15 protein-coding genes are annotated in these 16,979 nt (G+C 58.1%); 8 read left to right on the top strand and 7 right to left on the bottom strand.

Annotated features, from left to right (window positions below; all coding sequences use genetic code 11):
- Positions 1-10: 10 nt before the first annotated feature.
- A complete protein-coding gene (locus EDB95_RS11015) occupies positions 11-586 on the bottom strand; it encodes a TetR/AcrR family transcriptional regulator (protein ID WP_133993543.1) in 576 nt (191 codons plus the stop codon).
- A gap of 120 nt (positions 587-706) precedes the next feature.
- Positions 707-1,558 (bottom strand): aldo/keto reductase, encoded by an 852-nt coding sequence (locus EDB95_RS11010; RefSeq protein WP_133993541.1) that lies wholly within the window; start codon positions 1,556-1,558, stop codon positions 707-709.
- A gap of 194 nt (positions 1,559-1,752) precedes the next feature.
- On the opposite strand from EDB95_RS11010, the gene EDB95_RS11005 reads away from it, so the two are divergent.
- Positions 1,753-2,796 (top strand): nucleoid-associated protein, encoded by a 1,044-nt coding sequence (locus EDB95_RS11005; protein WP_133993539.1) that lies wholly within the window; start codon positions 1,753-1,755, stop codon positions 2,794-2,796.
- A 3-nt stretch (positions 2,797-2,799) separates the two neighbouring features.
- Here EDB95_RS11005 and EDB95_RS11000 read toward each other — a convergent pair whose 3' ends face one another.
- Together EDB95_RS11000 and EDB95_RS10995 are read right to left on the bottom strand one after the other, a co-directional pair.
- Complete coding sequence (locus EDB95_RS11000; protein ID WP_162852553.1) at positions 2,800-3,567, bottom strand: LytR/AlgR family response regulator transcription factor; 768 nt, start codon at positions 3,565-3,567, stop codon at positions 2,800-2,802.
- Positions 3,554-6,637, bottom strand: a complete 3,084-nt coding sequence (locus EDB95_RS10995) for a sensor histidine kinase (protein WP_162852552.1) — start codon at positions 6,635-6,637, stop codon at positions 3,554-3,556. Before EDB95_RS10995 ends, EDB95_RS11000 begins: the two co-directional genes overlap by 14 nt.
- A 167-nt stretch (positions 6,638-6,804) precedes the next feature.
- Here EDB95_RS10995 and EDB95_RS27520 point away from each other — a divergent pair, with 167 nt between their 5' ends.
- Positions 6,805-7,413: a DUF4242 domain-containing protein gene (locus tag EDB95_RS27520; protein ID WP_211352077.1), complete on the top strand. Its 609-nt coding sequence runs from the start codon at positions 6,805-6,807 to the stop codon at positions 7,411-7,413.
- 38 nt (positions 7,414-7,451) lie between these two features.
- On the opposite strand, the gene EDB95_RS10980 is transcribed toward EDB95_RS27520, so the two are convergent.
- Entirely contained in the window at positions 7,452-8,129 is a 678-nt protein-coding gene (locus tag EDB95_RS10980) for a TMEM175 family protein (RefSeq protein WP_133993533.1), read from the bottom strand.
- Between the two features lies 1 nt (position 8,130).
- Positions 8,131-8,598, bottom strand: a complete 468-nt coding sequence (locus tag EDB95_RS10975; RefSeq protein ID WP_133993531.1) for a DUF4251 domain-containing protein — start codon at positions 8,596-8,598, stop codon at positions 8,131-8,133.
- Positions 8,599-8,717: 119 nt separating this feature from the next.
- Here EDB95_RS10975 and EDB95_RS10970 point away from each other — a divergent pair, with 119 nt between their 5' ends.
- The 6 genes from EDB95_RS10970 (at position 8,718) to EDB95_RS10950 (ending at position 14,811) form a co-directional block, all read left to right on the top strand.
- Positions 8,718-10,379 carry a glycerol-3-phosphate dehydrogenase/oxidase gene (locus EDB95_RS10970; RefSeq protein WP_133993529.1) on the top strand — a complete coding sequence of 554 codons (1,662 nt, stop codon included), beginning with the start codon at positions 8,718-8,720 and terminating at the stop codon, positions 10,377-10,379.
- Between the two features lie 86 nt (positions 10,380-10,465).
- Positions 10,466-11,959, top strand: a complete 1,494-nt coding sequence (gene glpK / locus EDB95_RS10965) for a glycerol kinase GlpK (protein ID WP_133993527.1) — start codon at positions 10,466-10,468, stop codon at positions 11,957-11,959.
- A 51-nt stretch (positions 11,960-12,010) separates the two neighbouring features.
- The gene (locus EDB95_RS10960) at positions 12,011-12,796 is read left to right on the top strand and encodes an MIP/aquaporin family protein (RefSeq protein WP_133993525.1); all 786 of its coding nucleotides are present in this window, start codon (positions 12,011-12,013) and stop codon (positions 12,794-12,796) included.
- 118 nt (positions 12,797-12,914) lie between these two features.
- Entirely contained in the window at positions 12,915-13,064 is a 150-nt protein-coding gene (locus tag EDB95_RS27265; RefSeq protein WP_162852551.1) for a hypothetical protein, read from the top strand.
- Positions 13,061-14,110, top strand: coding sequence for a sensor histidine kinase (locus EDB95_RS10955; protein WP_133993523.1), 1,050 nt, complete (start codon positions 13,061-13,063; stop codon positions 14,108-14,110). The genes EDB95_RS27265 and EDB95_RS10955 overlap by 4 nt, the downstream gene beginning before the upstream one ends.
- Positions 14,107-14,811 (top strand): LytR/AlgR family response regulator transcription factor, encoded by a 705-nt coding sequence (locus tag EDB95_RS10950; protein ID WP_133993521.1) that lies wholly within the window; start codon positions 14,107-14,109, stop codon positions 14,809-14,811. The genes EDB95_RS10955 and EDB95_RS10950 overlap by 4 nt, the downstream gene beginning before the upstream one ends.
- A gap of 22 nt (positions 14,812-14,833) precedes the next feature.
- On the opposite strand, the gene EDB95_RS10945 is transcribed toward EDB95_RS10950, so the two are convergent.
- Entirely contained in the window at positions 14,834-16,948 is a 2,115-nt protein-coding gene (locus EDB95_RS10945; protein ID WP_133993519.1) for an endonuclease MutS2, read from the bottom strand.
- Positions 16,949-16,979: the final 31 nt, after the last annotated feature.

The raw sequence follows: 16,979 nt of genomic DNA, 5'->3' as shown, positions 1-16,979 counted from the left end.
GTGAGTTATTTTATTTTCCAGCGCACCGCAGCAGTTCTATCACTGCCTTTCGCGCGTGCTCCATAGGTCTTGTTTCCCGGTACACCTGGCACTGCAGGGTTCCTCCGTCGAAGAGCAAGAAAACCGTGTTGGCCACGTCTTGCTTTTTTTCCTCCGGTATACAATCGAGCTGCCCCACCAAGTCCATAAAATACTTACGCTGCCTTTCTTTGTTTGCCACTGCCTGGTTGTTGAGCTTCGTGCCCCGCTGGGGCAGCTCGGAAAGTATCCGGGTATAACTGCAACCGGTAAAATCGTTTTGTTCAAGGTAAACCGCCCTGTATTCAAACACCCCGATCAGCCGCTCCCGTGGATCCTTCGCCTCTTTCAAAAATTCCTCCAGTCCGCCAAACCACTTCTCCCCTCTTTTGATCAAATACGCCACACCCAGGTCCTCTTTGGAAGGAAAATGATAATACAGGCTCGCCTTCGCGACCCCTGCTTCCTCGATGATCTGGTTGATCCCCGTCTGGTTATATCCCTGGCTCAGGAAAAGTCTCGTTGCGGTCGATATGATCAGCTCCCGAACCGAACTATCCGCTTGCATGAGTCAAAGGTAGGAAGTATTCAGACAAGTCTGTCTACCATTCATCCATTTTTTTTACCACATTTCTAAGAGGCTGAGCATCAAGTTATCTTGCTTTGCGGTCGGGGCCTTTTGCGGCCATTAGCCCACGCTTGTCACGCCCAGCGCTTCCAGCCGGGCCATTTGCGTTTCGCTAAGTTTTAAGGCCGCGGCCCCCATGTTCTCTTCTAAGTGGGACACGCTCGACGTCCCCGGAATCAAAAGGATATTCGGCGAATGATGCAACAGCCACGCCAGCGCCACCTGGTGCGCCGTCCCCCCCGCCTCGCGACCGATCGCTTCAAGGGTGTGCATGGCTTCAATGTTGCCCGCATTCAGCGGATACCATGGGATGAACGCAATATCGTTATCGCGTGTAAACTCCAGCACCGATTCCCAACGACGGTAGTCGACGCTGTACTTGTTCTGTACGGACACGACCTTTATATATTTCTGTGCTTTTTGAATTTCTTCCACGCTCACCTCCGACAGTCCGATGTGCCGGATAAGCCCTTTTTCCTGGGCATCCTGGAGGAAGGCCATGGTCTTTTCAAAAGGCACCTTGGCATCGATCCGGTGCAGTTGGTACAGGTCGATCTTGTCCAGTTTTAACCTTTTTAGGCTTCCCTGTAGCGCTTCTTTTAAATGTTCCGGCCGCGCGTCCTGGTGCCAGACGTCCGGACCCGGGCGGGTCAGCCCACCCTTGGTGGCGATCACCAGGCCTTTTTTATAAGGATGAAGGGCTTCGGCAATCAGTTCTTCCGAGACATGCGGTCCATAGCTGTCGGCAGTGTCGATAAAATCGACCCCCAGTTCCACGGCCCGCTGTAGTACTCGCAGGGCTTCGGCCTTATCCCTGGGAGGACCCCAGATGCCCTTGCCGGTGATGCGCATCGCGCCATATCCCATGCGGTGGATCGTCAGGTCCCCGCCGATCGTATAGGTTGCTTTCATGCCAGCAAAGGTAACACGGCCCCGTCCGGGGAGGTTGCCCCATTCAAACCAATGATTGCAAAAATCAAACAACCGCCGTGAGGCGGGGGCGTGATAGCGTTCCCCGACGCGGGGGCGCGGCGGCGTGCCGCGAGGCTGGCGCGCGAACGGCGGCGCCGCGCCCCCGCCTCGCGCAATTCCCTTATTTTCGCGCCATGACCGGTCTTGATAACGTTTTATTGAAGGAAGTCGTCGTGCACCGCATCGGCAACCCCACCCGCGGCGAATCCCTCCAACTCTCTCCCCACGCCCTCACCCTCAACGACCCCATCGTCAAGGGGCTGTTGATCAAATACTTCCTCTCTCCGTTTAACGACCAGGAATGCTACCGATTCACCCACCTCAGCGACGTCCAGCTCAACGAGGTCTACCAATACACCGGCGCCATATTTAAGGACCCCGCCGCCCTTTTGTCCAAGTCCCAGCTCATCGCCCAGTTCCTCTACGGCAAATCCACCCACGTCAAAGTCAAGGAAGGCGAGCTCTATGTCGCCCGCTTCGACCACGTCCCCTTTGAAGGCACCGAGGTCCCCGCCATCGGCATCTTCAAATCCGAAACCAAAGAAACTTTTTTAAAAGTATTCCCCCACGGCAAAAGCTGGGAGGTCATCCACGAAGAAGGCATCGACATCCGCAAACTCGACAAAGGCTGTCTCATCTTCGATACCAACCCCGATGAAGGCTACAAGGTCTGCCTCGTAGACACCGGCGCCAAACAGGACACCCAATACTGGGTCCGCGACTTCCTCCAGGTCCAACCCTACGCCGACAGCTACCACAACACCCACCAATACCTCGACCTTTGTAAGGATTTTATAAAAAACGAATACCCCGAAAAATTCGAGGTCGCCAAGTCCGACCAGATCGACCTCATGAACCGGTCCATGGACTATTTCAAAAACAAAGAACAGTTCACCGAAACCGAGTTCGTCGAAGAAGTCCTCTTCCACCCCGAAGTCCGCGACTCCTTTATGGAATACAAAAAACACTACGAGAACGCCCGCCAATACGAATTCGGCGATGGCTTCGACATCCACGGGGCCGCTGTGCAGCGGCAGCAAAAGGTCTTCAAAAGTGTGCTGAAGCTCGACAAGAACTTTCACGTCTATATCCACGGGCGGCGGGACCTTATTGAGAAAGGGTATGATGAGATGACGGGGAAGAAGTATTATAAGTTGTTTTATGACGAGGAGGCGTAGCCCCTAATACTTAAACAACTCCTTCATCCTCCCTATAAACGCCTCCTTCTTCCGCCTGGACACCTCCACGGTCTTCCCGTTGGACAACACGACACTTCCCCCTTCCCCGCGGATGTATTCGCGGACGTGCTGAAGGTTTACGAGGAAAGACTTGTGGACGCGGCAAAAATTGCTGTGGTCCAGGAGCAGCTCGTAGTCGATGATGGACTTGGAGGTGGTGAGGGTCTGCCCGCCGGTGAGGTGGAACACGGTGTAACTGCTGTCGCTTTCGCAATAGACGACGTCGGCTAAGAGGATGACCCGGAACCCTTTCATATCGGGGATGCAGAGTTTCATTTCCCCGGGGGCCTGGGCCTTTTGGATGTTATACAGGAAGGTATCGATCCTGCGGGAGGAGGCTTTTGTGTCGATGCGCTCTTCCGCCCTTTTGACCGCCTCTACGAGCTGATCCTCGTCGACGGGTTTCAGCAGGTAGTCGATCGCGCTGTATTTGAATGCCTGGATCATGAATTCGTCATGGGCGGTCGTGAAAATGATCTCGAAGCGGACGGGGCGGAGCTCGTTCAGGAGGTCGAGGCCGCTTTTGCCAGGCATGGAAATATCGAGGAAAACGAGGTCGGGTTGGAGCGTTTCGATTTGTTCCAAGGCGTGTTGGGCGTCGCGGCATTCGGCGGCCACCATCACCTGGGGGCAATGCAGCTTTAGGAGCACCTTCAGGGCGCTGAGCCCCCTGGGCTCGTCGTCGACCAGTATGGACTTAATCGTGTTCATGGAGAATGGGGGTTTCTTCATCGGCGGGCAACACCAGGGTTACGAGGGTTCCGTTCCGGCCGTCGACGTCGTTTCTGTCCTGGATGTGGAGTTGGCAGTTCATCTTGTATTTCTCGTTGAGCACGGCGATCCGCTGCCGGATGTTGGCGATGCCCATGGACCGGTGGGGTACCTGGCCATGCTCCTTGTTCCTCAGGGATTCCCGGATGCCGATGCCGTTGTCCTCGATCTCGCAGACCAGTTGGTCGTTGTCGAGGTAAAACCGGATGCTGAGCTGTCCCGATCCATCCTTTGGCTTCAGCCCATGCCAGATGGCATTTTCGACGAGGGGCTGGATCAGCATGGGTGCCACCCGCAACTCGTCTTCGTTGATCCGGCCGGACACTTCGATGTTATAGGAAAAATCGGCGAACCGGAGCCGCTCCATTTCGAGATAACCCTCCAGGTATTCGTTGTTTTGACGCATGGTGATGAAGGTTTGCCGGGAATGTTCCAGGGTGAGCCGGATCAGCCGGGCAAACCGGGTCAGGTAACGGGATGCGTTGTGGTTGTCGTCCTGGAGGATCATTTCCCGGATGCTGTTGAGCGCATTGAAGATAAAGTGGGGGTTCATCTGCGCGTGCAGCGCTTTCATTTCGTATTCCGCGATCTTCTTGTCCAGGACCAGTTTTTCCCGGATGCGCCGGAGCCTGCCCCGGTAAAAGACGTATACGCCGCCTGCCAGGGCAAGGATCCCGAGGGTGACGAACCACCACCGTGCCCAAAACGGGGGAAAGACGACGAGGCGGACCTCCTTGACTTGTTCCGGCCAACGGTTGTCCACCGCGGAGAGTTTGACCTGGATGCGGTATTCCCCGGGGGAGAGGTTGCTGAAGTGCACACTCCGAACGGAGGAAAGCAGGTGCCAGGAGGTGTCCGTTGCAGGGAGGACCCTGTAGGAAAAACTTTCTTCCTCCGGGGTGCTGAAATGAACCGCGTTAAAACTCAGTTGGGCGAAATTGCCCGCGAACGGCAGCGCGATGCGGCCTGCGTCCGCGGGATAGTTCCCCCTGGACGTGGTGATCTGGTCGATCAGGAAAACAGGGGGTGGTTGCCTGGTGGGAGGGATGTCGGGTATAAAGCTGATCAGCTGGTGCAGGGATCCTAAGTAAAACCGGTCCTCCCTGCTGTCGTACCAGGACCCCTTCCGGATGGTGGTGATGGGGACCATGGGCAACCCGTCTGCGTAGGTGAACGTACGGATCGAATTGTCCCGGGTATCGAAGGCGGCAATCCCGCTATACCCGCCCATCCAGATACGCCCCCGGATGACCGGTGAACTACCTCCGCCACCCAGGTCTTCGTCGGTTTTTTGCAGCACCATCCGCCCGTCCGTGCAATTAAACCGGACGATCCCGTTACTGGGAGACAACAACCAGAGGTGGTTGTCCCGGTCTCTATCGAAGATCATCATGAAGTTCTTGAGCCGCATGCCCGGTGGATAGGGAATAAGGGTATCCACCCTACCCTTGGTCCTGTTCCACCGGCAAAGTCCGTCCCCGGCCAGCCAGATATTGCCCTGCAGGTCCTCTGCCATGCTGATGCAAAAGGTGATCCGCAAAAGTGGGTTTTCCCGGAGGGGGACCTCCCCCCACTCCCTGGTGGACCGGTCGAAATGGATCAGGCTGTTGAATTTGCGAAAAGTGATCCAGATGATCCCCCGGCTGTCTTCCAGTATGGCCAGGCAATTCTCGTGGTGTGTCCAGGCCAGGCCGGGGGGAAGCGGGACCCGTCCGCACCGGTAGTCGCGCAGGTTCAGCCAGAAAAGACCGACCTGGGAACCCACCCAAAGCGTGTCCCGGCTATAGGGGTAAAAGAAAGATATGTTGTTGCAGGAATCCTCCCTGGGGCCCGGATAAATATGACGCAGGATCTTTCGGGAAGCCTTATCGAGCACCAAGACCCCGCCCTTATTTCGAAGCCCGACGAAAAGCCGGGTCCGGTCACCGGAAACGGTGCGGATGGGGAAGTCCTTCAGGGCAGGTTCCTGGAGGGAAAGATCGTCCACCCGGAAAAGCGGGCTGGAAAGGTTTTCCTTGTAGAGACCGTTTTTGGTACCCACCCAAAGCCGCCCATCCCTGTCCTGAAAGACACGGGTGCACTGTTTGTCTTCAAAAAGCCTGGGGGAAGCCAGGGACAACCTGTGGACGGACGCGTCGTAACGGAGGAGGTAAAAACCGGTCACCCGACCCATGATGGCGAGCAGGCTGTCATTCAGAAAAAACGCTTCCCCCAGCCCCGGTGAACCGGGTATGGGGAGGGGGATGGACTGCACGCTTCCGTTCCTGGGGTCGTACAAGTCCAGGGTATTTTTGTCCCCGTTTATCACGAACAACTGGCCGCTTTTACCGGCAAGGCACACCCGGGGCGCACCCTTCCCATCGGTCACCGCTTTTCTGAAGGCGTAGTGGTTCAGCTCGTAGGCATCATCGATCTGCGCCGTCGAAGGGTCATAGGCACAATACCCGGAGTCGCTGTACTGCAGGATGGTTCCATTCGCAAGGGGGTAAAGCGGCCCCCCGACCCAGATTTCCGTTCGTCCCACATCCGAAGGGCGGTAAAAGTCATACCGGCGGAAAAGCTTCCCGGACGTATCGAAAACGTAAAGCCCCGTAAACGTGGATACGACATAATGCCCCGTCCCGTCCACCAAGGCATCCCATGCATTGTTTGTCCAGTAAAAGATGGAACTGTCGCAGGGTACAATCAACTGTCGCCCCCGGTGGGTGACGAAATCGAAAACAAAAACGCCGGAGGGTGTGGAACCGATGATCTCCCGGCCGCGTAAAGAAATGCCCGAGATCCAATTGTCCGGCAAGGGGAACTCCTGTGCAAACGGATAATAGCACTGAAAAAAACGCCCGTCGAACCGGTCGAGTCCCCTGTCGGTTCCTATCCAAATATATCCTATGGAGTCCTGAACAATGCTCGTGATGGTATTCCCGGACAGTCCATCCACCCTTGTATACCGCGTAAACCTGGATTCGTCCTCGGTCTGGGCGATCGTTCCGGCACAGACCGGAAGCAGCATACACAGCAGAAAACATGCCCTTGGCAGCATCCTTAAAGTTACGGTTTTACCCCGGCCGTTTATGAAAAGAGAAGGGCCGGTCCCGGTCCCGGACCCGCCGTTCCGGGAAGGAGGCTTCGCGGCAGGCCTTTATTTGTCTTACTTGCCATTCTTAAACCAGATTAACCATGAGATTCCTTTTCGGTTTTACGGGCTTATTGCTCTCCCTGACCTGCACCTGTGCCTACGGCCAGTCCAATGGCGATTCGCTGCACCTGTACATCGACGTCCATCACCTGGGGCCTGGCAAGGTCACGTATGAAGCCGTCGCCAAGGCACACCAGAAAGACCTCGCCACCGAAGGCAAGTATGGCGTGCATTTTCTCAAATACTGGGTGGACGAACCCGGGGGAATCGTGTACTGCCTGTCCTCTTCACCCGATCCCCAGGCCATCCGGAACACCCATGCGGAAGCCCACGGACTGCTGCCGGATACGGTCTACGAAGTCACGGCCGGTCTGCCCTCCAAAATGACCAAGGGCAAAAACCTTTACCTGGATATTCATGAACTGGGCCCCGGAAATGTCACCCCTGAAGCCGTGGCGGCCGCACACCAAAAAGACCTGGCTGTAGAAAAGAAATACGGCGTCAACTTTATCGACTACTGGGTCGACCCCAGGGCCGGTGTGGTCATGTGTTTGTCCGAAGCCAGCGATACCTCGGCCGTACTGGCCACCCACAAGGAAGCCCATGGTTTGATGCCCATGTATATTGCGCAAGTAAAAGAAGGGCATTAGTCCGTGCTTACCAGCCTATCCCTTATACCGGCGTCTGCTCAGTCCCGCGCCCACCGGCTCCTTTTTAGGACGGCGCGGGGCTGAGCGGCCTGGATCTTAAAGCGGCGCCCCCACTTTTTCCTCGCAAAATTGATGACCGGCACCGCCAGAAACGCCCAAAACAGCCGGTACTCCCCCAAAAAAGAAAGCACCGCCATCAACAGCAGCATCGCCGCCGGCACAATCACCCCCCATCGCATGTCCCGCACCCGGCGCTCGTCCAGTTCGGCAAACCGGTTGCGCGGGTTGAAAATAATCCGGAGCTGCCATAGATAGACGAGGTAACAAAGCCCCAGGTTGATAAAAAAGACGGGCTGCGCGACAAACGCAGGGTTGTCCTCTTCCATCGCAAAAGAAGTGGACAAAGGCATGAGCATCACCATCAACAGGAAGTACAGGTTGGTCCGGACGAGCTTGTGGTTATAGTTGTGCACATGGCGGTAAAGGTCATGGTGCCGGATCCACAGGTTCCCTATAAAAAGGAAACAAACCAACATCCCCACCAACATCATCATCGTATGGGCGCCAAAGTGCTCGGGCAACTGGGCCAGCGTCGTTTTGCGGCCCAGCGGCGGGATCTTGATCTCCAGGATCATCAGGGTAATGGCGATGGCGATGACGGCATCGCTGAAAAAGGCGATGCGATCAACCTGGAACTGTGTACGCTCGTCTTTCATATTATTTTCTTCGTCTCCGTTTCACGACCTCCCCGTTAAAGGAAATCCCCTGCCGGTTGATGGACGTCACCTGGAGGCTGGCATACCCTTTACTGGATACGCTAAGGTTGAGCTGGGTGACATCCCGGGCGTCTTGCGGTTTTATCGTGATGTCCCAGCCGCCCCTTTTCGTCGGGGTCACCACGTAGTCAAATTTGGTGGAGGTAAACTTGATCCCCCCCTCGTCGCTACCCATGGGGGCGGTGTACGCCCTTCCATAATACGGAAGGTAGGCGATCACCGTGTCCCTGGTCACGATCAGGTCGTAGTCCCCCCCGGCCAGTTGGCGCGTCCTTCCACCCATGGCCATCGCGCTTTGGGCAATGAACCGGTAGTCTTGGGCGTTGATCAGGTCGGCGGTTGCGTTTTGAGCGCGAACCCCTCCGGCGGCGGCCAATAGGAGAAAGGTGAGCGCAATAGATGTTTTCATACGTGTAAGCGTTATTCACTTAAATATAAAACAATTTCTCTACGTATTTTGAGGTACATTCCACCCTGAAATGGTGGACTTTCGCATGAGCGGGGGTCCCGTGGGATGAAAAGCTCAAGATGAACCGCGCCGACATGCTGCATCGCCTGGAAGAGGCAAAGGATGAACCCTGGGACGTCGTCGTCATCGGCGGGGGCGCCACCGGTCTGGGCGTGGCCCTGGACAGCGCGTCCAGGGGCTACCGGACGGTCCTCCTGGAACGGGACGACTTTGCCAAAGGCACCTCCAGCCGGTCGACAAAGCTGGTTCACGGCGGCGTTCGCTATTTACAGGAAGGCGATGTGGGCCTTGTCCGCGAAGCCCTCTATGAACGGGGCCTTTTGCTAAAGAATGCGCCCCACCTGGTACACAAGGAGAACTTCATCATCCCCTTATACACGCGCTGGAAAGCCCTCTGGTATATGATGGGCCTGACGGTCTACGACCTCCTTAGCGGCCGGGCCAGCTTTGGACCGTCGCGTCTGATCTCCCGGCAGGAGGTGATCCGGCGTTTGCCGGGCATCTTCAAAAAGCGGCTACGGGGGGGCGTGATCTACCTGGACGGGCAATTCAACGACGCCCGTCTGGCCATCAACCTCGCCCAGACCGCGGTGGAACAGGGCGCGCTGGTGATCAACCATATTGAGGTGACCCAGCTTTTTAAAAACGCCGGCGGCGCCGTCTGCGGGGTCCGTGCGGTCGATCGCACCTCGGGCCGGTTTTTTGACATCTTTGGCCGCGCCGTGGTCAACGCCACCGGTGTGTTTGTGGACGAAGTCCTGCAAATGGACAACCCCGGCGCCGCTCCACAGGTACGCCCCAGCCAGGGCGTGCACCTCGTCCTGGAACAATCCTTTTTGGGACAGGAGGACGCCCTGCTGATCCCCAAAACCGAAGACGGACGCGTGTTGTTTGGCGTCCCCTGGGAGGGCAAACTCCTGGTGGGCACCACCGATACCCCCCTGAACACCCACAGCGCCGAACCCAGGGCCCTGGAGGAAGAAGTCTCCTTCATCCTCCGCACGGCCGGTCAATATTTCGAAAAGGCGCCCGGGCGTTCCGACGTCCTGAGCGTCTTTGCCGGGCTCCGCCCCCTGGCCGCTCCAAAGAACGGCGACACGTCCACCAAAGAAATTTCCCGCAGCCACAAGATCATACGGTCTCCTTCCGGTCTCGTGACCATCACCGGCGGGAAGTGGACCACCTACCGCCGGATGGCGGAAGACACCGTCGACGAAGTGATCCGCGTCGCGGGGTTGGAGGTGCGGGCGTGCGTGACGCATGAGTTGGGGATTCACGGGGCGGGGGGCGCCGCTGGGGCGGACGCCGCGGCGAAACCCGTGACCGGGGCCGCCGGGGCGCCACCCGCGGCGAAGCCCGCGAAAGGCGTCGCGACCGGGCCGGGCTCGCTCCCGCGCGACCACCTCTCCCTTTACGGCAGCGACCGCCCGGCGATCGAAGCGTTGCAACGGCAACACCCCGCCTGGGGGGCGCTGCTCGATCCCCGTCTCCCCTTTACTGGTGCGGAGGTCGTCTGGGCGGTGCGCAGCGAGGAGGCGCTGACGGTGGAAGACGTATTGGCCCGGAGGGTCCGGGCGTTGTTCCTGGATGCCCGCGCCGCCATCGCCATGGCGCCCGCGGTGGCGGAGCTGATGGCGACGGAGCTGGGGAAGGACGAGGCGTGGAAGCAGGGGGAGGTCGCGGCGTTTACGACGCTGGCGAAGGGGTACCTGCTGGGGTAGCGCGCCCCAAAGCGCGCGCATCCGGGAATTCGCCGCCTTTCGCGGCGCGCGCCCGCCGCACGGGAAAATTGATTGTATAGCTTGTTATGAATAAATATATCTTATCCCTCGACCAGGGCACCACCAGCTCCCGCGCGATCGTCTTCGATCAGGCGGGTAACGTCGTATCCCTGGCGCAAAAGGAATTTACGCAACACTTTCCCCAGGCCGGCTGGGTAGAGCATGACCCGAGAGAGATCTGGTCGACCCAGGCCGGCGTGGCCGCGGAGGCTACCGTCAAGGCGGGGCTGAACGGAACCAATATCGCCGCCATCGGGATTACCAACCAACGCGAAACAACCATCGTATGGAACCGCGCGACGGGGCAGCCTGTCTACAACGCCATCGTATGGCAGGACAGGCGCACCGCCGAATACTGTAACCACCTCCGGGAGACGCACCGGGAAGACCTGATCCGCCAGAAGACGGGGCTGGTCATCGACGCCTATTTTTCCGCGACCAAAATCCGGTGGATCCTGGACAACGTGCCGGGTGCGCGGGAACAGGCCGAGGCCGGCGAGCTGGCTTTTGGCACCGTGGATACCTGGTTGGTGTGGAACCTCACAAGAGGGGTCGTACACGTCACCGACGTCAGCAACGCCAGCCGCACCCTGCTGTTCAACATCCAAACCCTCGACTGGGACGATGACCTTTTGGAGCTGTTTACCATCCCGCGAAGCATGTTGCCCCAGGTAAAGGCTTCCAGCGAGGTGTACGGGGAAACCAAGACGACGATTTTCGCCTCCAAGGTCCCCATCGCGGGGATTGCCGGAGACCAGCAGGCGGCGCTTTTCGGACAGATGTGCGTCGAGCCGGGTATGGTCAAAAATACGTACGGCACGGGCTGTTTTATGTTGATGAACATCGGCACCCAATGCCTGATGCCGTCCGACAACGTCCTGACCACCGTGGCCTGGAAGGTGGGCGGACAGGTGAACTATGCTTTCGAGGGCAGCATCTTTATCGCGGGCGCGGTGGTACAGTGGCTCCGGGACGGGTTGGGTATCATCCGGTCTTCTTCCGAGGTGGAGACCCTCGCCGCTCAAGTCGAGGACTCCGGAGGCGTATCCTTCGTACCGGCCTTTACGGGTTTGGGTACCCCCCACTGGAATCCTTATGCCACGGGGATGATGATCGGTATGACGCGGGGAACAAAGGCCGCCCACATCGCCCGGGCCTCGCTGGAGGCCATCGCCTACCAGACGGTGGAGGTCCTGCGCGCCATGGAGGCCGCCGCGGGAAGGCCCGTTAAAGAGCTCCGCGTCGACGGGGGCGCCACCGCCAACAACCTGCTCATGCAGTTCCAGGCCGACGTCCTCCAGACAAAGGTCATCCGGCCCACGTTTACCGAAACCACCGCCCTCGGCGCCGCCTACTTAGCCGGTCTGGCGGTAGGCTACTGGAAGGACATCGACGAGATCAAACGTTTCTGGAAAGCGGAGCGGGTCTTCGAACCCACCATGGCCCCCGAAAAAGTGGCCGAGGGCTTCGCCCGGTGGCAGCGGGCGATCCGCACGGTGCTGGCGTGGACACGGATGTAGCGTGACGCGCACCGTATACGCGGCTTTCGGAATGAAACATACGCTTGCTATATGAATCCTTTTATCGCAGAACTGATCGGCACAACAGTCCTTATTTTCCTTGGCGACGGCGTCGTTGCCAACGTACTGCTCAAAGAGACCAAGGGCAACAACGGAGGACTGATCGCCATCACCACCGCCTGGGCGATGGCGGTGTTCACGGGCGTCGTCATCGCGGGCCCCTACAGCGGGGCACACCTGAACCCCGCGGTCAGCATAGGATTGGCCATGGCCGGAAAATTTTCCTGGAGCCTGGTTCCCACCTATATCGCCGCGCAATTCCTGGGCGCCATGCTGGGCGCCTTCCTTGTGTGGGTTTGCTATAAGGACCATTTCGACCGGACCCCCGACCCCGGTTTGCAACGGGCCGTGTTTTGCACCAGCCCCGCCATCGCGAATCCCTGGCGCAACTTTTTCTGTGAGGCAACGGCCACGTTCGTCCTGCTGGCCGCTGTCTTTTACATCACCGATGCCCGCGTCCTCCCCGGAAAAACGTTTTACCTCTCCGACATATACCTCGCGGCCGTGAAAACACTCCCCGGCGTCGAACCACCCCATATCGGGCTGGGGTCTGTGGGCGCCCTGCCTGTCTCCCTGGTCGTTTGGGTCATCGGTCTTTCCCTTGGCGGGACCACGGGGTATGCCATCAACCCCGCCCGGGACCTGGGGCCCCGTATTGTGCATCAGTTGTTGCCGCTCAAGGGAAAAGGGGACAGCGACTGGGGGTATGCCCCCATACCCGTCTTGGGGCCGCTCGTAGGGGCGGCCCTGGCCGCGCTGATGTTTAAGGCGCTGTGAGCGCCGGGGACGGCGCCTACTCGCGGGGGCACCCGTCATTCGTCACTTCCCTCGCCCCATTGGTCAAACACGTTCCCCCGGGAAAAGGGCGTTGCCTAGGTTTGCAAAAAAGGAATCTATGCAACGCCGCTATTCCATAAAAGCCATCGTCCTGCTGGGGGCCTGCCTGCTGGCGCTCCACTTTCACCCGCTCCGGCGCATACACATCCTGGCGGGGCTGGTCAGACCGGCCGCGGCCACCGAAAACTTGTTAACTTGGTATCGATGAAAAAGTTCTTCCGGTGGGGATTTCCGCCCCTGTTCGGCATGATGATCTATGCCAGCATCCGGCTGGCCAACGACATCCAGGGCGGGCGGCAGTTTTGGATGCGGTCCTGGGTGTTGAACAGCATCGAGATCGCCAGCGCCATCCTGGTGAGCTATCCCATGGTGTACGTGATGGATTATTTCCGGAGACGCAACGAACGGTGCGACACGGCGCCCCTGACGAGCCGGCTGATCTTCCGGGAATTCGGGGAAGTATACCTGTATACGACGCTTATCCTGAATGCGGTCATCATACCGATGTGTGCCCTCACCGACGACGGGTTGCAATGGCAGGACGTGGTGTACGTCAACCTTCTCCCCCCATTGTTTAATGTCATTTACTATGCCATCACCCGGGCGATGGGTTCGCTCCGGCGCAACTATGAACAACAGCTCCAGATACAAAAAATTTCCAACGACCGGCTCCAGACGGAACTGCGCTTCCTCCGGGCGCAGTTTCACCCGCACTTTTTGTTCAACGCCCTGAATACAGTGTATTTCCAGATGGAAGAGGACACGGCCCGGGCGCGGCAAACGGTGGAAAAGCTGTCCGAGCTTTTGCGGTACCAGTTGTATGACCCCCAGCACCTGGTGCCTGTGGAAAGGGAGCTTCGCTACCTGGAGTCGTTTATCGACCTGCAGCGCCAGCGCATGAACGATCACCTCCGGCTGGACGTTTTTTTCGACCCTCTGCTTGTAAGGCAGATGGTCTATCCCCTGCTCCTGCTGCCGCTGGTCGAGAATGCCTTCAAATATGCCGGGGGGGCGTATTGGATCAACATTCGCGCGAGCCTGGAAAAGGACGCGATCCGTTTCGAGGTCAGCAACGCCGTGCCGCCGGAGGCAACGCTGGTGGGCCTCGGGGCCACAGCAAACGGCGCCCCGCGCACCGGCATCGGCCTCGACAACCTCCGCCGCCGCCTGGAACTTCTTTATCCGGGGCGGCACGAATTCCGGGCCGCGCCCGAAGACACCCAATTCAAAGCCACCTTAGTCATTCCGATATGAGAACGATTTCCTGTGTGATCACCGACGACGAACCGGTTGCCCGCAAAGGGCTTCAAGGGTATGTGGAAAAAGTGGATTTCCTCCGACTGGCGGGTGTTTTCGACAACGCCATCAGCCTGAACAGTTTCCTGAAGGACAACCGCGTCGATCTACTTTTCCTCGATATTGAAATGCCCTACCTGAGCGGGCTGGACCTTTTGCAAAGCCTGACCGATCCGCCAAAGGTTATTTTTACTACGGCATACGAACAGTATGCGTTAAAAGGATACGAGCTCGAAGTGACGGACTACCTGCTCAAACCGATTTCCTTCGAGCGCTTTCTAAAGGCGGTCAACCGCGTGTATGCGGCGACGGGAGAGGTAGCCGGGCCGCTGGAGGCGACGCCGCATTTGTTTGTCAAAACCGACAGCAAGTTGGAAAAAGTCCTCCTCGACGACCTCCTGTATGTCGAGGCGATGGAGAATTACATCGCGCTCCACACCATCCGGGGGCGCCTGATCACACACGCGACCCTGAAGTCCGTGGTGGAACACCTCCCGGCGGATACGTTTCTGCAGGTCCACAAATCGTACGTGGTCAATATGGGCAAGATCACCCACCTCGAAGGGAATATGATCGGGATCGGGAAGGCCACCATACCGCTGTCGCGGGGGCTCAAGGAGTCGGTGATGGAGACGCTGCTGCGGAACAAGCTGCTGTAGCGGGCCGCGGCGCCGCGAACGCTTAGGAAGCGGCCGGCGCCTCCGGCTTCTCCTCGACCACGGTCAGGTCCCCCATATCCACGGTCAGGGGTATGCGCCCGAGCTGCACGATCACTTTTTTGCCGCGGATCTCGCTGACGGTGCCGACCTGGCGGTTCTGGCGCATCTTGACGCGGTCGCCGACTTTGACGGCCCCGCCGATCTCGACGTATTTCTCGTCAAAGGCGGCGTTGCGTTTTTCGGAGACCTGTTTTTCCTTTTGCTGGAACAACAATGCGTTGAGCGTTTTCATGACCTGGCCCTTGTCCTCGGCGCGTTTCCATTCGGAGACGATGGACTTGAGCTTGCGTTCCATGTCCTTCATTTGGGCGATACGCTCCTCCGTGATGCGGTTTTGCTCGCGCTGGAGCTCGATTTGCTGGCGGTGGCGCTCCTTGTCGAGGACGGTTTCCATTTCTTTTTTGAGCCGGGCGTTGTCGGAAAGCAGTTTTTGCAGGTCCTGTTCGCGTTTTTCCACGCTGCGGAGGTCCTGTTCGGTCCGGTTTAACAACTTGTCGAGGTTGAAGTGGTCGTCGTCCACGAGCTGCCGGGCGCGGTCGATCAGCTTTTTGTCGAGGCCGATGCGTTCGGCGATGGCAAACGTATAGGAGCTCCCGGGTTTACCGATGATCAGGCGGTACATGGGCAGCAGCCGTTGTTCGTCGAAAGCCATGGCCCCGTTGATGATCCCCGGAACCTTGCCCGCCATGACCTTGAGGTTGAGGTAGTGGGTGGTGACGATGCCGTAGGCGTGTTTCCGCGCCAGTTCCTCCATAATGACCTCCGCAAAAGCACCGCCCAGGTTGGGATCGCTTCCGCTCCCCAGCTCGTCGATAAAAAAGAGCGTGCGCCCGCTGGCGGCCTCCATAAAGTGTTTCATGTGCTGGAGGTGGGCGCTGTAGGTGCTCAGCTCGAACTCCAGGCTCTGGGTGTCCCCGATATGGATCATCAGCTTTTTAAACACCCCAAAGGTGGAAGAGGGATCCACCGGCACGAGGAGCCCGCCTTGCAACATGAGCTGGAGCAAACCTACGGTTTTGAGGGAAACCGTTTTCCCCCCCGCGTTGGGGCCGGAGATCACGAGGATGCGGTTTTGCTCGTCCAGGGTCAGGTTCAGGGGAATAGTCGGCTTTCCCGACCGTTGATTGTATAGGAACAGCAATGGATGATACGCCCGGACGAGCTGTACGTGGGCTTTGTCTACCACCGAGGGATAGTGGGCATCCATATCGATGGCCAGCCTTGCTTTTCCCCGGATAAAATCGTACTCTCCCACGACCTCGTGGTAGACCTTGAGGAGGGGGGCGTAGACCGAACACCGCGCCGTCAGGTCCCTCAGGATGCGGTACACCTCTTTGCGCTCGTCGTTTTCCAGGGCAAAAATATCGTTGTTCAGCTCCGTGGTCTCCTCGGGTTCGATAAAGGAAGTTTTCCGCGTATCGCTTTCCCCGTGAAGGATCCCCCGGACCTGGCGTTTGTGCTCGGCAAAAACAGCCACCACCCGGCGGCCGTTCATAAACGACTCCTCGATGTCCGCAGCCACCCCCTCCTTTTTCAACTTCCGGACGATCCGGTCGAATACCCGGGAGAGCTCCGCCCTTTTCCTGTAGAGGCTCATACGGATCCGCGCCAGGTCCTCGGAGGCGTTGTCCTTGACCGTTCCCGTTTCGTCCAGGATCTCGTCGATCATCTCGATGATGGCCTTTTCGTAATAGGTATCCTTGATCACCAGCGCCAAACCGGGGTAGGCAATCCGTCTTTCCGTGTCAAACCACCGGAAAATGCTTTGCAGGCTTTCCGCCAGCTTCCGGATCTGGAGCCATTGCTCCCCGCCCAGAAAGCTCCCCTGGATCCCCAGCAGTTTGATATCTTTGGACAGGTTGAGGACATAATCATTGGGAAAATGAAGCCCGCTTTGGCGGATCAGTCTGTATTCATGGCTTTGTTTGAGCTCCGTTTCAATAAAGTCGATACGGGTATGGACGCGCAGCTTTTCCGCCTTATGCCGGGCGTATTCGCTCTGACAGTGTTCCACCAGTAGGGCCCGGACCTTGTCGAATTCCAATTGTACCAGTGCCGAATCCGGAAATACTTGCATAAATTTATGTTAAGACTCTCCTAAAATTCAC

Source organism: Dinghuibacter silviterrae (assembly GCF_004366355.1).
Classification (GTDB): Bacteria; Bacteroidota; Bacteroidia; order Chitinophagales; family Chitinophagaceae; genus Dinghuibacter; species Dinghuibacter silviterrae.
This window is presented reverse-complemented; position numbering and strand designations above follow the sequence as displayed.

What these genes read in the sequence shown, in the direction of transcription:
- EDB95_RS11015 (WP_133993543.1), bottom strand. Translation starts at nt 586, where the DNA reads ATGCAAGCGGATAGTTCGGTTCGGGAGCTGATCATATCGACCGCAACG.
- EDB95_RS11010 (WP_133993541.1), bottom strand. Translation starts at nt 1,558, where the DNA reads ATGAAAGCAACCTATACGATCGGCGGGGACCTGACGATCCACCGCATG.
- EDB95_RS11005 (WP_133993539.1), top strand. Translation starts at nt 1,753, where the DNA reads ATGACCGGTCTTGATAACGTTTTATTGAAGGAAGTCGTCGTGCACCGC.
- EDB95_RS11000 (WP_162852553.1), bottom strand. Translation starts at nt 3,567, where the DNA reads ATGAACACGATTAAGTCCATACTGGTCGACGACGAGCCCAGGGGGCTC.
- EDB95_RS10995 (WP_162852552.1), bottom strand. Translation starts at nt 6,637, where the DNA reads ATGCTGCTTCCGGTCTGTGCCGGAACGATCGCCCAGACCGAGGACGAA.
- EDB95_RS27520 (WP_211352077.1), top strand. Translation starts at nt 6,805, where the DNA reads ATGAGATTCCTTTTCGGTTTTACGGGCTTATTGCTCTCCCTGACCTGC.
- EDB95_RS10980 (WP_133993533.1), bottom strand. Translation starts at nt 8,129, where the DNA reads ATGAAAGACGAGCGTACACAGTTCCAGGTTGATCGCATCGCCTTTTTC.
- EDB95_RS10975 (WP_133993531.1), bottom strand. Translation starts at nt 8,598, where the DNA reads ATGAAAACATCTATTGCGCTCACCTTTCTCCTATTGGCCGCCGCCGGA.
- EDB95_RS10970 (WP_133993529.1), top strand. Translation starts at nt 8,718, where the DNA reads ATGAACCGCGCCGACATGCTGCATCGCCTGGAAGAGGCAAAGGATGAA.
- glpK (WP_133993527.1), top strand. Translation starts at nt 10,466, where the DNA reads ATGAATAAATATATCTTATCCCTCGACCAGGGCACCACCAGCTCCCGC.
- EDB95_RS10960 (WP_133993525.1), top strand. Translation starts at nt 12,011, where the DNA reads ATGAATCCTTTTATCGCAGAACTGATCGGCACAACAGTCCTTATTTTC.
- EDB95_RS27265 (WP_162852551.1), top strand. Translation starts at nt 12,915, where the DNA reads ATGCAACGCCGCTATTCCATAAAAGCCATCGTCCTGCTGGGGGCCTGC.
- EDB95_RS10955 (WP_133993523.1), top strand. Translation starts at nt 13,061, where the DNA reads ATGAAAAAGTTCTTCCGGTGGGGATTTCCGCCCCTGTTCGGCATGATG.
- EDB95_RS10950 (WP_133993521.1), top strand. Translation starts at nt 14,107, where the DNA reads ATGAGAACGATTTCCTGTGTGATCACCGACGACGAACCGGTTGCCCGC.
- EDB95_RS10945 (WP_133993519.1), bottom strand. Translation starts at nt 16,948, where the DNA reads ATGCAAGTATTTCCGGATTCGGCACTGGTACAATTGGAATTCGACAAG.